We start from the raw sequence: 14,237 nt of genomic DNA, 5'->3' as shown, positions 1-14,237 counted from the left end.
ATGTCGCCGGAGCCGGCACAGTGGTAGGGGGAACGGACTCGTTCCCCGCGCCGTTGTACCGGTAGCCGTCACACCGGTGAGCGTCGTACCGGTGGTCGTACCGGCTGTACCAGGGGACGAGAGGAGGAGCGCATGACATATGACCGGCTCGTGTGCGCGAACTGCGCCGCACCCGTGAGCCAGGGCCGCTGCCCTGTGTGCCGGGCGAACCGGGAGCGCCTCCAGCAGGAGAGCCCCTTCGCAGGCATGAACCCGATGGCGCTCATCGCGCTGCTGGTGGTGCTGGTCGCCGCCCTCGCGGTGGTGGCCAGGGCCGCGTAGTACCGCGCCCGCGTCCCGATCGGACGTCACCGCACCGTACGAACGGCGAGGGCCCGGACACCGTGGGGTGTCCGGGCCCTCGCCACGTCCGGGTGGGTATCGCGTCCCGGTGGGTATCGCGTCCCGGTGGGTTACGCGGTCTGCTCCTGCTGCTTGCGCCAGCGGATGCCGGCCTCCAGGAAGCCGTCGATCTCGCCGTCGAGGACCGCCTGCGGGTTGCCGACCTCGAACTCCGTCCGCAGGTCCTTGACCATCTGGTACGGGTGCAGCACGTAGGACCGCATCTGGTTGCCCCAGGAGCTGCCGCCGTCCTTGAGGGCGTCCATCCTGGCCTGCTCCTCCTGGCGGCGCCGCTCCAGCAGCTTGGCCTGGAGCACGTTCATCGCGCTGGCCTTGTTCTGGATCTGCGAGCGCTCGTTCTGGCAGGAGACGACGATGCCGGTCGGCAGGTGCGTGATGCGCACCGCCGAGTCCGTGGTGTTGACGCCCTGGCCGCCGGGGCCGGAGGCGCGGTACACGTCGATGCGCAGCTCGCCCTCGTCGATCTCGACGTGGTCGCTGGACTCGACGACCGGCAGCACCTCGACGCCCGCGAAGGACGTCTGGCGGCGGCCCTGGTTGTCGAAGGGCGAGATCCGCACGAGGCGGTGCGTGCCCTGCTCGACGGAGAGGGTGCCGTAGGCGTACGGGGCCTTGACCACGAAGGTGGTCGACTTGATGCCGGCCTCTTCGGCGTACGAGGTCTCGTACACCTCGGTGGCGTAGCCGTGCCGCTCCGCCCAGCGCAGGTACATGCGCTGGAGGCGCTCGGCGAAGTCGGAGGCGTCGACGCCGCCGGCCTCGGCGCGGATGTTGACCAGGGCCTCGCGCTCGGCGTACTCGCCGGAGAGCAGGGTCCGGACCTCCATCTCGTCCAGCGCCTTGCGCACGGAGACCAGCTCGGCCTCCGCCTCCGCGAGGGTGTCCGCGTCGTCCATCTCCTGGGCGAGCTCGAACAGCACGGCGAGGTCGTCGATGCGCCCGCGCAGTGTCTCGGTCTTGCGCACCTCGGCCTGGAGGTGCGAAAGCTTGCTCGTGATCTTCTGGGCGGCCTCCGGGTCGTCCCACAGGGACGGCGCGGCCGCCTGCTCCTCGAGCACGGCGATATCTGCCCTCAGCTTGTCGAGGTCCAGGACGGCCTCGATCGACCCCATGGTCGAGGAGAGGGACTTCAGCTCTTCGGAAACATCGACGACTGCCACGGGTCCAGCGTAGCCGGTCCGCCGGCGGCACTCTCCGGCCAGGCCGGATCGGCCCGTACAGATCACGGTGGGTACGGGCGTACGCTCACCGTATGACCGTTCTACTCGTGAAGCGCCGCCATGTGGATCACATGCGTGTCACCACCACGAGCTGTCTGCCGCCGGACCTCGCACAAGCCTGATCAAACCCGATCCGACTTCGGTCCTGTACGCGGCTACGCGGCCCCCCGGCGCCACCCTTGCCGACGGCCTTCCCCACCCGCTGCCCCCGCCACCTCCGGGGAACAGGACCCCGTGACATCCGAAACGGAGCCGTCATGCCGTCCGCGCACCCCTCTCCTTCGTCCTCCTCCGCTTCCCCGGCCTCCGCCGTCCCCTCGCTCGCGGTCATCGACCTGTCCCGGGCGGACGATCCCGCCGAGCGCGCCGACTTCCTCAAGCAGTTGCACGCCGCCGCCCGCGACACCGGGTTCCTGTACCTGACCGGGCACGGCATAACCGAGGCCGAAACAGCCCGCATCCTGGAGCTGACCAGGGCCTTCTTCGAGCTTCCCGAGGCGGACCGGCTGGCCGTCAGCAACCTGAACTCGCCCCACTTCCGCGGCTACACCCGGATCGGGCACGAACTGACCGGCGGGGCCTCGGACTGGCGGGACCAACTGGACGTCGGCGCGGAGCGGCCCGCGCCGGAGCTGGGGCCGGACGACCCGGCGTACCTGTGGCTGGAGGGGCCCAACCAGTGGCCCGAGGCGCTGCCGGAGCTGCGCGAGGTGGTGCTGGACTGGCAGGCGCGGCTCGCCTCCGTCGCCCACCGACTGCTCCGGGAGCTGCTGGCCTCGATCGGCGCCCCGCCGGACTTCTTCGACACGGCCTTCGCCGACCGGCCGCACCTGCACACGAAGCTGATCCGCTACCCGGGTTCGGACCCTTCCGGCGCGGACCAGGGCGTCGGCGCGCACAAGGACTACGGGTTCCTGACGCTGCTGCTCCAGGACTCGGTGGGCGGACTCCAGGTGGTGCGGGACGGCGGCTACGTCGACATCCCGCCGCGGCCGGGGGCGTTCGTCGTCAACCTCGGCGAGCTGCTGGAGATCGCGACGGAGGGCTACTTCACGGCCACCGACCACCGGGTGGTGAGCCCGCCGGGGGCGGTGGAGCGGTTCTCGGTGCCGTTCTTCTACAACCCGCGGTTGGACGCGGTGGTGGAGACGGTGCCGGGCGACTACCTGCGGGCGGCGCCGGGCGTGGCGCACGACGCGTCGAACCCGCTGCACGCGGAGTACGGCCGCAACGAGCTGAAGGGCTGGGTCCGCGCCCACCCCGGGGTGGCGCGTCGCTGGCACCCGGAGCTGGTCTCGGCGTAGGGCCGATCCCACGGCCACGGCCGGGACCTGCGGCCGGGCCGGGGCCCCGGCCCGAAGCTACGGGCGGGCCGGGGCGGAGTGCTTGGCGTCCCGGGGGGCGGGGGCGCCGTCGGAGTCGCCCGACACCGCGAGCCAGGTGCCGACGCCGACCGCCGCGGCCAGCGTCACCGCCGACACCGACAGCACCAGCCGGCGCCTGCGCACCGCCTCGGCCCGGTGCCGCGCGGAGCCCGGCCGGTGACCGCCGGCCGGGCGCGGCACCCGGGCCGTGCCCAGCGCGCCGCCCGCCAGCTCGTCCGGGCCCGGCACCCGCATCGAGGTGTGCGTGTCCCGGTTGGAGTCGGTGGCCGAGCCGGGGACGAGCGGCACCACGCCCCGCCGCCGCGTCAGGTCGGCGGGGACGGTCTCCTCGGCCTCCGCGGGCTCCTGCTCCGCGTCGTCCGGCTCGTCCACGTCCAGCGGGGGCATCCCCGCCAGCAGCGGCAGCAGGTCCCGTAGCCGGGCCGACAGCTCGGACGCCCGCAGCCGTGACGCCGGCGCCTTGGCCAGGCACTGCACCATCAGCTGCCACAGCTCGTCCGGGATGCCGGGCAGCGGGACGACGGTCTCGGTGACGTGCCGGCGCAACACCGCGCCGGGGTGACCGCCGCCGAAGGGGGTGAACCCGGCGAGCAGCTCGTAGAGCACCGTGGCCAGGGCGTATATGTCGACCGCCGCGCGCGGGGGCAGCCCCTCGACGATCTCCGGGGCCAGGTAGTCCGGTGTGCCGATGATCCGGGTGCTGGGCGCCGACGCCCGGCCCGCCGCGGTCCGGCGCGGCGAGTCGATCAGCTTGGCGACGCCGAAGTCGGTCAGCAGCGCGGGGTGGGCGCCACCGGGGCCGAGCGGGCCCTGCATGTCCAGCAGGACGTTCTCCGGCTTGACGTCGCGGTGCACGACGCCCGCCGCGTGGGCGGCGGCCAGCGCGTCGGCGACGTCCGCGACGATGGCCACGGCCGCCTCGGGGGCCAGCCGCCGCTCCCGGTCGAGGCGCGTGCGCAGGTCCGTACCCCGGACCAGGTCCATGACGAGGGCGAGGTCGTCTCCGTCCACGACGAGGTCGCGGACGGAGACGACGTGCGGGTGGTCCAGGCCGAGCAGCGCACTGCGCTCCTGGACGAAGCGTCCGACCAGCTCCTGGTCGGACGCGAGGTCCTCGCGCAGCAGTTTGACGGCGACGGGCCCGTCCGGCCCCTCGCCCAGCCACACCGTGCCCGCGCTGCCGCGCCCAAGGATCTGGTGCGCGGTGTACCGGCTGCCGATCTTCCGTGCCACGACTGCTCCCTCAGCGGCTGGCGTACGCACCAAAGCTACGCGGCCGGGTGCGGGTTTTAGGCCAGTAGGGGGTCCGATTCGCGGCGACCTTCACTTCTGCGGGCGAAATCACGTCCCGGAAGTCGACAAATCCACGAAGTCGGCGCCGAGTCGGTCGGGACGGCGTCGTGACGGTGGATCAGGAGCCTTGGCCACCGGCGGAGTCGCCGAGGGTGGAGACCCAGTCGGCGGCGTCCCGGCCCCAGGTCCACAGTTGGTCCCACCACCCCTTGCCGGTGCCGATCCACTCCTGGAGCGGGGTCAGCTCCCACACCAACCAGCCGGCGACGAAGAACAGCAGGATCATCACCAGGCAGCCCTTGAGGCAGCCGAGCCCGGGGATGCGGACCGGGTTGGCGCTGCGCCGGCGCGGCTCGCGCGGCTCCCGGGGGGCCGGCTGCTGCGGCGGCGGGGCCTGCGGCCGGGTCGGCTGCTGCCGGTACTGGGGCTGCTGCGGAGCCTGGGGCTGCTGCTGCGGCTGCCGGTACTGGGGTTGCTGCTGCTGGGGCTGGTACTGGGGTTGCTGCTGGTATTGGGGAGGCTGCTGGTACTGCGGCGGCTGGGACTGGTACTGCTGTGGCTGCTGGTACTGCTGCGGCTGCCGGTACGGGGGCTGCTGGGGCGGCGGGGGAGCCTGCCGCTGCGGGCGGCGGCGCAGCGGGTCGTCGTCGGGGCTGAGGTACTGCATCTGCGTCTGCTCGTTGCGGTCGCGGGCCGCGCGCATCTGCGACTGCCACGGGTGCGGTTGGTCCGGCCGCTCCACCGGCGGCATGACGGACGTCGCGTCGGCGGCCGGCGCCCCGGTGCTCGGCAGCACGGTCGTCGCGTCGGCCCCGCCGACGGGGGGCATCACGCTGGTCATGGCGTTGGGGTCGTAGGCGCCGCCCATCGGGGACGACGCGCCCGCGGGCAGCACCTGGGTCGGGTCGGCGGCGCCCGGCGCCGTCGGTACCGGCGCGGGCGAGGGGTCGGGCGCCAGCAGCGCGCCCACGCCCAGCGCGGCCTCCACCTCGGCGGGCGAGGAGTGCACGCCGATGCCCGAGGCGACCACGCGCAGGCCGCGGGCCAGGCTTTCGGCGCTGGGCCGCTCGTCCGGCTCCTTGCTCAGGCAGTGCCGGATCACCGTCCAGACCGGCTCGGGAAGGCTCGGCGGGCGCTGCGGCTCCTCGCTGAGGTGGCGGTGGAGCACTTCGAGCGCGGTGCCGCCGGCGAACGGCGGGCGGCCGGTGACCAGTTCGTAGAGCAGGATGCCGGCGCCGTAGATGTCGACCGCGGAGGTCTGCGGGCGGCCCTCGGCGGACTCGGGCGCGACGTAGGCGGGGGTGCCGACGAACTCGTGCGTGCGCGTCAGGCCCGGGGAGTCGGCGAGGCGGGCGATGCCGAAGTCCGTGAGCATCGGCTTCATCTGGCCGTGGCGCTCGTCGAGGAGGACGTTGGCGGGCTTCAGGTCCCGGTGCACGACGCCGTCGGCGTGGCTGGCGGCGAGCGCGTCCGCGATCTGGGCGGTCAGCAGGCTCGCGGCGACGGGGCTGAACGGGCCGTTCTCGCGGAGGTAGCGGTGCAGGTCGGGACCGTCGATCAGGTCCATGACCAGGGCCAGCAGGTCGCCCTCGACGACGAGGTCGCGCGTGCGGACGATGTTGGGGTGCGTCAGGCGCAGCAGGACCGAACGCTCGCGCAGGAAGCGCATGACGATGTCCGGGTCCTGGGCCAGCTCCTCCTTGAGGACCTTGATGGCCACGGTCTCGCCGGGCTGTCCGGCGACGGCTGCCTCGGCGCCGGCGGCCTCCCGCTGGCGGGCCCGCCAGACGGTACCGGTGGCGCCGCGCCCGAGGGGCTCCTCAAGCAGGTACTTGCTGCCCACTGGCCGCACGTCTCGCGCTCCCCTGCTGTCGTGTTTCTGTCGTCTGGTTTCGGATGATTCCGAGCTGTGTTTTCCGGCCCACTCTAGGGGGTGTACCGAGGGAAGACGCCGAGCGGCGGAGGTTGGTTGCCGCACATATGTGCGAAGGGTGAGGTTTGCGGGGTATGCCGGAGGCGATTTTCGGCAGGCCGTTGACCGTATGTGTGCGATGAGCGCGCGGGGCGATGATCAATCAAGATCATTTATTGCCGGGGTCCGGGCGTGTTGTCCGTGACAGGTGCGAGGATGCACCCGTACGGAACGGCCGGGACGGGAGCCCTGCCTTCCGGCAGACCTGACCGGACGACGCGTCCGTGCCGGGCGGGGGGTGATCGGGCGGGCTCGCCCGGCCGTCCCCTTTCCCGGGCGCGCGCACCGTGCACTGCGCTCCGCGCAGAAGGGACCGCTGACGGCGATGCAGATCCGGCTGACCGTCCTCGGGTCGCGCAGCGGCCACCAGACCGCGACCGCGCCCGCCGGCTGTGACGTGCTCGTCACCGCGCCCGCGGGTACCGCGCTGGCCGCGGTCGCCTCGGCGCTCGCGGCGACCGTGGGCGGTCCCGACACGGGCGGCACCGTGGTCCTGTACGCGGGCGCCGAACGGCTCGACCCCCAGCGCCGGATGCTGGGCGAGCCGCCGCTGGTGGACGGGGCCGTGCTGGCGCTGCACATGCCGGTGCCGGACGTCGTGCCGGCGCTGCCCGAGGAGGGTCTGGACGCCCCGCAACTACGGGTCGTGGCCGGACCGGACGCGGGCGGGGTGCACCTGCTGCACCCGGGGGCGGTCCGGATCGGACGGTCCTCGGACGCGGACGTACCGCTCGACGACCCGGACGTGTCCCGGCTGCACTGCACGGTGACGGTCCTGCCGGACGGGCGGGTGACGGTGGCGGACCTCGGCTCGACGAACGGCACGACGCTGGACGGGGCCTCGGTGGGCGCGCGGGCGGTGTCGCTGGCGCCCGGCTCGCTGCTGCGCGTCGGCGAATCGACCCTCCGACTGGCCGCGGGGAACACGGAGCCCGTCCTGCCGTTGACGCCGGACACGGAGGGACACCTGGCCCTGCCCGGGGTCTCCGACGGTGTGCGGGAGCCGGACGCGGGGCGGCCGGCCGCGGGCGGTCACGCCGCCCCGGGCGCGGAGGCGGACGGGCGGTACGAGGCGTCCGCCGCCGGGACGACCGGACACGCCGGATACTCGGGTCACGGCGACTCCGGGACGGGGTCCACGAGCGGCGCCGGCCGGCACGACGGGCCGGGCGCGGGCGCCCATGGCGAGGCGGACGTGAGCGCGGGGCGGGGTGGCCCCGCGGGGCTGATCCCCCACCCCGCCCCTTCCCGGAACGGGGGCTCCGCCCCCGACCCCGAGGTTCCGCACGCCGGGAGCGGCCAAGACGGTGGCGTTCGCCCCGGCGCCGCCGGCACGGCGTGGCCCACCGCCGGGCCGGACACCGCGACCCCGTACCGCGCCGCTCCGGCGCAGCCCGCTACGGGCTGGGCGGCCGACGCCCCCGACGGGCCGGGGTCCGGCGGAGCACCGCGCCCTCCCGTCGGCGGGTACCCCGGAGCCTCCGGTTCGGGCCGGCCCGCCCCCGCCCCTGCCGCTTCCGGCGCGAGCCACCCCGGCGGGCCCGGTACGGGCCGGCCCGAGCCGGACCGGCCGGATGCCTCCCGCGCACCGCACCCCTCCGCCGCGCACCACCCCGGCGCCCCCCGCGCGGGTTGGTCGGCCGTTGCCGCCGCCGGCCCGGAAGCCCGGCCCGGCGGGACCCCTTACCCCGGCGCCCACGGCGGCCCGGCGTCGGACCCCGGGCCCGGCCGGCCCGGTGGGACCTCCTACCCGGGGCCCCACGGCCCCGCGGCGCCGAGCTCCGCGGACGGGCCGGGAGCGCAGCCCGCCGGCACCCCGCGCCATGACGCCCACGGCGTCCCCGCGCCGGACCCCGGGCGCCGCCCGGACGGTGGGGCTGTCCGATCCGCCCCGGCCGGGCCCGAGGCCCGGTCCGGCGCCGCGCACGTCCCTCACGGCGAGGCCGCCCGTACGGCGTGGCCCACTCCCGCTCACGGTTCCCCCGCCCCGCAAGGGCCACGGCCGGGGGCCCCGGGCGCCGGTGGACGGCCCGACCCCCTGTCCGTCGGCGGCGGGACGCCTCGGGTGGGCGCTCCCGCCGCGGTCTGGCCCACGCCCGGCGGGTCGGCCGTGCCCGCCGGAGCCGGTCGGCGGCGCGGGATCGGGGCCTGGGCGCGCAAGTGGGTGCGCGGGGAGGACATCGCCGAGCCGGCCGTCGAGGCCGAGGCGCCGCCCGTCGCCCCGCCCGCCGCCGACGACCCCGCCGCGCTGCTGCTCGCCGCGCTCGGGCCCACCGGCCGGCTCTGGTCGCGCCCGCCCGGCGCCCTCGATGTCGGCCTCGGCGCCGGCAGCCGCGTCGACCTGCGCGAGGCCGGCGCCCTCGGCATCGCGGGGCCGCGCCCCCGCCTCACCGGGGTGGCCCGCTCCGTGATCGCCCAGCTCGCCGCCCTCCACTCCCCCGCGCAGTTGGAGATCGTGCTGCTCGCGATGGACCCGGCCACCGACTGGAACTGGGTCGGCTGGCTCCCGCACGTCCGCCCCGCCCACGGCCAGCACTGCCGTCTGCTGCTCGCCCACGACCGCGAGCAGGCCGCTGCCCGCACCGGCGAGCTGACCCGGCGCCTCGACGACAGCCCCCTCGGCACCGGCTGGGCCACGGCCGGCCCCGAGGCGGTCCGCCGGGCCGCGTCCGCGTACGAGGGCCCGTACACCCTCGTCGTCCTCGACGGCGACCCCGGCACCGGCGCCCTCCGCGAGGTGACCGCGCGGCTCGCCTCGCACGGCCCGGCCGCCGGCGTCCACCTCCTGGCACTCGCCGAGGCCCCGGCCGCCACCCCCGCGAGCCCGCTCGCCGAGACGTACGAGGCGGCCTGCGCGAGCACCCCCGCCTTCCGGGCCTGCGGGGCGGTCGCCGTGCTCAGCGGCGAGGTCGCCACCGCCGTACGGACCTTCCCGGTCAGCGGCGGCGCGCCCGTCCGCCCCGGCACGACGGCCGTCGCCGACGCCGTCTCCGCCGCCTGGGCGGAGCGGTTCGCCCGCGCCCTGGCGCCGCTGCGCGCCGAGCCGGTCGCCGCCGGCGGCTACCGGCCGGCCGCCGTCAGCCTGCCCCAGACCTCCCGGCTGCTCGACGAACTCGGCCTGGCCCGGGCCACCCCGGCGTCGCTGATGGCCCGCTGGGCCGCCGCCACCGGGCAGGGCCAGACCGTCGGCGGGCTCGCGGAGGCCGTGCTAGGCGCCGGCCGGCGCGGCCCCGTCGGGGTGGAGCTGGTCCACGACGGCCCGCACCTGCTCATCGAGGGACCGCCGGGGAGCGGGCGTACGGAGTTGCTCCGCTCGATCGCCGCCTCCCTGTCCGCCGGGGCCCGTCCCGACCGGCTCGGCCTGCTGCTGATCGACGGGGCCGGCGGCGAGCGCGGTGAGGGGTTGCTGCCCTGCACCGAGCTGCCGCACGTCTCGGCGCACCTGGTCGCCTCCGACCCGCTGCGCATGCGCGAGTTCGCGCAGGCGCTGGGCGCCGAGCTCAAGCGCCGGCACGAGCTGCTGGACGGCGTGACGTTCACCGAGTGGCACGCCCGGCGCGAGGTCTCGGACCGGATGGTCTCGCCCCGCAGGCCCGCCCCGGAGGAGGGCCGGAGCGCGGCCCGGTCCTCGGGCGCCATCGGCGACGAGGACTCCCAGCGCACCGGCACCCTGCGACTGCGCGCCTCCGCCCCCCGGACCGGAGCGGCCGCCGGGCCCGGTCCGCTGCCGCGCCTGGTGGTCCTCGTGGACGACTTCGACGCGCTGGTCGCGCCCGGCCTGGGCAGTACGGGCCGGCCCGCGGCCGGTTCGGTGGTCCGCATCCTGGAGGGCCTGGCCCGCGAGGGCGCCCGGCTCGGGGTGCACCTGGTGGCCACCAGCGCCCGCCCGGACCGGACGGCCGGCACGGAACCGGCCCGCCTCGCCACGCTGCGGGTCGAACTGGACGCCCCCGACCAGCCCGGCCCCGGCCGGGGCCTGCTCCACTACGCCGACGGCCGAACGGTCCCCTTCCAGGGCGGCCGGGTCACCGGGCGCATTCCCCGGACCGCCACGTCGAGGCCGACCGTGGTCCCGCTGGAGTGGCGGCGGATGGGTGATCCACCGGCCCGCCGGCCGGTCCGCGAGTTGGGCAACGGTCCGACCGACCTGGCGCTGCTGGCCAGTGCCCTGGACCGGGCCTCGCACCTGGTCTCCGCGATACCCGTGCTGTTCCCGGCGGCCCCCTGAGACCGGGCGCGCCCCGCCGGGAGCGCCCCGAACCGGTCCCCGCCGCCCCGCGAGGCGCTATTGCGGGGGTGCGCCGCTCGGCGTAGACCTTGTGGCACGGAACACACCACGAGCACACCGGCATCGGGGGCAGAGCCATGCGCAGGGAGCACGGAACCGGCCACACGGAAGCCAGCGGGGGGCGTCGGGGCAGCCGCCGTACGAGGGCACACGCCTGGGCGGCCCTGGTGGCGACGGGCGCGCTGGCGCTCACCGCGTGCGGCGGGGGCGGCGACAAGGCGGACCCGCCGGCGGGCTCCGGGCCCTCGGCCGGTCCGCGGGTGGCGCTGCCGCAGCTGACCGGCGAGAAGCTGGAGGTCGCGGCGGTCTGGACGGGCCCGGAGCAGGCCAACTTCACGAAGGTGTTGAAGGAGTTCGAGAAGCGCACGGGCGCCACCGTCACCTTCGTCCCGGCCCAGGACCCGATCGTCACCTTCCTCGGTTCGAAGATCGCGGGCGGGCAGCCGCCGGACGTGGCGCTGCTGCCGCAGGTCGGGGCGCTGGTCTCGGCGGTGCGGAACAAGTGGGTGCAGCCGGTGGGTCCGGAGGCCAAGGCCGAGCTGGAGAAGAACTACTCGCAGGGTTGGAAGACGCTGGGCGCGGTCGACGGCACCCAGTACGGCGTGTACTACAAGGCGGCCAACAAGTCGCTGGTCTGGTACAACGCGAAGGCGTTCGAGGCGGCGGGCGTGCAGCCGCCGAAGACGTGGAAGGACCTGATCACGGCGGCGGACACGCTCTCCGCGTCCGGCACCCCGGCGGTGTCGGTGGCCGGTGCGGACGGCTGGACCCTGACGGACTGGTTCGAGAACGTCTACCTCTCCCAGGCCGGCCCGGAGAAGTACGACAAGCTGGCGAAGCACGAGATCAAGTGGACGGACGACAGCGTCAAGCAGGCGCTGACGACGCTCGGCGAGCTGTTCGGCCGCAAGGACTACCTGGCGGGCGGGCAGAGCGGCGCCCTGGCGACCGAGTTCCCGAAGTCCGTGACGCAGACCTTCACCGGCGGTGACCGGCCGGCGGCCGCGATGGTCTTCGAGGGCGACTTCGTGGCGGTGAACATCGCGCAGACGGAGGCGAAGGTCGGCAAGGAGGCGCTCGTCTTCCCGTTCCCCGCGGTCGGCGGCGGCAAGGCGCCGGTCGTCTCCGGCGGTGACGTGGCGGTCGCGCTCAAGCCGTCCAAGGGCGCGCAGGCACTGCTGACGTTCCTGGCCTCGCCGGACGCGGCGGAGATCCAGGCCCGCGAGGGCGGTTTCATCTCGCCGAACAAGTCGGTCGATCCCGCCGCGTACCCGAACGACATCCAGCGGGGCATCGCGAAGGCGCTGATCGCGGCGGGCGACGACTTCCGCTTCGACATGTCGGACCAGGCTCCGGCGGCCTTCGGCGGGACGCCGGGCGCGGGTGAGTGGAAGGACCTCCAGGACTTCCTGGCGAACCCGTCGGACGTGGCGGGCGCGCAGGCGAAGCTGGAGGCGGACGCGGCCAAGGCGTTCGGGAACTGACCCGGTGGCGCCCCCCGACGTCTCACGGGCGGGGGAGGTCAGGCGCCGCCGGCTCATAGCGGCGGCGTTCCTGCTCCCCGCGCTGGTCCTGCTGGGTGCGCTCGTCGTGCACCCCATCGGCTACTCGCTCTACCGCAGCTTCTTCGACCGTTCGGGCGACACCTTCGTCGGCGGCGACAACTACGTGGAGATCCTGCGGGACGACACGATCCGCACGGCGCTGCGGAACACCGCGCTGTGGGTGGTGCTGGCCCCGACCACCGCCACGGCCCTCGGGCTGATCTTCGCGGTGCTCACCGAACGGGTGCGCTGGGGCACGGCGTTCAAGCTGCTGGTGTTCATGCCGATGGCGATCTCGATGCTGGCGGCGGGCATCATCTTCCGGCTGGTCTACGACCAGGACCCGCACCGCGGTGTGGCGAACGCCGTGTGGGTCGGGGTGCACGACACCTTCGCCGAGTCCTCGGCCTTCCCGAAGGCCCGTCCGGGCCGGGACTCCCCGCTGGTGGCGGTCGCGGGCGGGGCGTTCGAGACCCGTGACCCGGTGCGCGCGGGCACGCCGGTACCCGTCCCGCTGGTCGGTGTGGCCCCCGACGCCCTGCCCAAGAAGACCCGTACGGCCAGGGCCCCGGCCGCCGAGCCCGGCAAGGTGACCGGCACGGTCTGGCAGGACTTCACCCGGGGCGGCGGCGGCCGGACGAACACGGTCGACCCCACGGAGTCGGCGCTCGCGGGGATGCGGATCGAGGCGGTCAAGGACGGCCGGGTGGTGGAGCGGACCACCGCCCGCTCCGACGGCACCTTCACCCTGTCCGGGAAGGCCGACGGGGCGCGGCTGCGGCTGCCCGCGTCGAACTTCCGCGAGGCGTACGCGGGGGTGGCGTGGCTCGGTCCGACGCTGGTGACCCCGGCGGTGATCGGGGCGTACGTGTGGATGTGGGCCGGGTTCGCGATGGTGCTGATCGGGGCCGGGCTGGCCTCCGTACCGCGGGAGCTGCTGGAGGCGGCGCGGGTGGACGGGGCGAACGAGTGGCAGGTGTTCCGGCGGATCACCGTGCCGCTGCTGGCGCCCGTACTCGCGGTCGTCCTCGTCACCCTCGTCATCAACGTGATGAAGATCTTCGACCTGGTGTTCGTGATCGCGCCGGGCGCGGTGCAGGACGACGCGAACGTGCTGGCGCTGCAGTTGTACCGCACCTCCTTCGGGACGGACGCCGATCAGGGGCTGGGCAGCGCGATCGCCGTGCTGCTGCTGGTGCTGGTGGTGCCGGTCATGCTCTACAACATCCGCCGGATGCGCCGGGAGGCCCGCCGATGAGCGCCGCACCGTGGTCCTGGTCCCCGCAGGGCTTGGCCGCCCGGCTGGCCGGCGGAGCACTGCGTGTCTTCCTGGTCCTCGCGGGCCTGTTCTGGCTGCTGCCCACGCTGGGCCTGCTGATCTCGTCGTTCCTCTCGCCCACCGACCTGAACAAGGGCGGCTGGTGGCAGGCGCTGAGCGCGCCCGCGCGGTTGACGGCGGACAACTACGCGCACCTGCTGTCCAACGAGACGATCACCGGCTCGTTGCTGAGCACCGTCGCGATCACCGTTCCGGCGACCCTGCTCGTGGTCACCCTGGGCGCGTTCGCCGGGTACGCGTTCGCGTGGCTGGAGTTCCCGGGCCGCGACTGGCTGTTCCTGATCGTCGTCGGGCTGCTGGTGGTTCCCGTGCAGGTGGCGTTGATCCCGGTGTCGAAACTGTTCGGCGCGATCGGACTGTTCGAGACGACGGCCGGGGTGGTGCTGTTCCACACGGCCTTCGGGCTGCCGTTCGCGGTGTTCCTGCTGCGGAACTTCTTCGCGGAGATCCCGCGCGAGTTGCTGGAGGCGGCGCGGCTGGACGGCGCGGGCGAACTGCGGCTGTTCACGCAGGTGGTGCTGCCGCTGGGCGGTCCGGCGATCGCCTCGCTCGGCATCTTCCAGTTCCTGTGGGTGTGGAACGACATGCTGGTGGCGCTCGTCTTCGCGGATTCCACGCACCCGCCGATCACGGTGGCGCTCCAGCAGCAGGTACGGCAGTTCGGCAACAACATCGACGTGCTGGCGCCGGGCGCGTTCGTGTCGATGGTGGTGCCGCTGGTCGTCTTCTTCGCGTTCCAGCGGCAGTTCGTGTCGGGGGTGACGGCCGGGGCGATCAAATGAACCACCGGCCCC

Annotated in this window: 9 protein-coding genes; 6 read left to right on the top strand and 3 right to left on the bottom strand. The window is 74.7% G+C overall.

Features of this window, described 5'->3' with window-relative positions:
- The first annotated feature begins 132 nt into the window (after positions 1-132).
- Positions 133-321 carry a hypothetical protein gene (locus ACFVXJ_RS17250; protein WP_389662495.1) on the top strand — a complete coding sequence of 63 codons (189 nt, stop codon included), beginning with the start codon at positions 133-135 and terminating at the stop codon, positions 319-321.
- Between the two features lie 131 nt (positions 322-452).
- Here ACFVXJ_RS17250 and prfB read toward each other — a convergent pair whose 3' ends face one another.
- Positions 453-1,562 carry a peptide chain release factor 2 gene (gene prfB / locus ACFVXJ_RS17245; protein WP_389662494.1) on the bottom strand — a complete coding sequence of 370 codons (1,110 nt, stop codon included), beginning with the start codon at positions 1,560-1,562 and terminating at the stop codon, positions 453-455.
- Positions 1,563-1,879: 317 nt separating this feature from the next.
- Here prfB and ACFVXJ_RS17240 point away from each other — a divergent pair, with 317 nt between their 5' ends.
- Complete coding sequence (locus tag ACFVXJ_RS17240; protein ID WP_389662493.1) at positions 1,880-2,926, top strand: isopenicillin N synthase family dioxygenase; 1,047 nt, start codon at positions 1,880-1,882, stop codon at positions 2,924-2,926.
- Between the two features lie 57 nt (positions 2,927-2,983).
- Here ACFVXJ_RS17240 and ACFVXJ_RS17235 read toward each other — a convergent pair whose 3' ends face one another.
- Entirely contained in the window at positions 2,984-4,240 is a 1,257-nt protein-coding gene (locus tag ACFVXJ_RS17235) for a serine/threonine-protein kinase (protein WP_389662492.1), read from the bottom strand.
- Between the two features lie 178 nt (positions 4,241-4,418).
- Positions 4,419-6,152: a protein kinase gene (locus tag ACFVXJ_RS17230; RefSeq protein ID WP_389662491.1), complete on the bottom strand. Its 1,734-nt coding sequence runs from the start codon at positions 6,150-6,152 to the stop codon at positions 4,419-4,421.
- Positions 6,153-6,597: 445 nt separating this feature from the next.
- Here ACFVXJ_RS17230 and ACFVXJ_RS17225 point away from each other — a divergent pair, with 445 nt between their 5' ends.
- The 4 genes from ACFVXJ_RS17225 to ACFVXJ_RS17210 all read left to right on the top strand — a co-directional run bounded on the left by ACFVXJ_RS17225 (position 6,598) and on the right by ACFVXJ_RS17210 (position 14,225).
- Positions 6,598-10,500 (top strand): FHA domain-containing protein, encoded by a 3,903-nt coding sequence (locus tag ACFVXJ_RS17225; RefSeq protein WP_389662490.1) that lies wholly within the window; start codon positions 6,598-6,600, stop codon positions 10,498-10,500.
- 137 nt (positions 10,501-10,637) lie between these two features.
- Entirely contained in the window at positions 10,638-12,044 is a 1,407-nt protein-coding gene (locus ACFVXJ_RS17220; protein WP_389662489.1) for an ABC transporter substrate-binding protein, read from the top strand.
- A 4-nt stretch (positions 12,045-12,048) separates the two neighbouring features.
- Entirely contained in the window at positions 12,049-13,362 is a 1,314-nt protein-coding gene (locus tag ACFVXJ_RS17215; RefSeq protein WP_389662488.1) for a carbohydrate ABC transporter permease, read from the top strand.
- A complete protein-coding gene (locus ACFVXJ_RS17210) occupies positions 13,359-14,225 on the top strand; it encodes a carbohydrate ABC transporter permease (protein ID WP_389662487.1) in 867 nt (288 codons plus the stop codon). The genes ACFVXJ_RS17215 and ACFVXJ_RS17210 overlap by 4 nt, the downstream gene beginning before the upstream one ends.
- The last annotated feature ends 12 nt before the right edge of the window (positions 14,226-14,237 follow it).

Source organism: Streptomyces sp. NPDC058279 (assembly GCF_042881255.1).
Taxonomy (GTDB): domain Bacteria; phylum Actinomycetota; class Actinomycetes; order Streptomycetales; family Streptomycetaceae; genus Streptomyces.
Note: the sequence above shows the minus strand (reverse complement) of the source record. Positions and strands in the feature narration are given on the sequence as shown.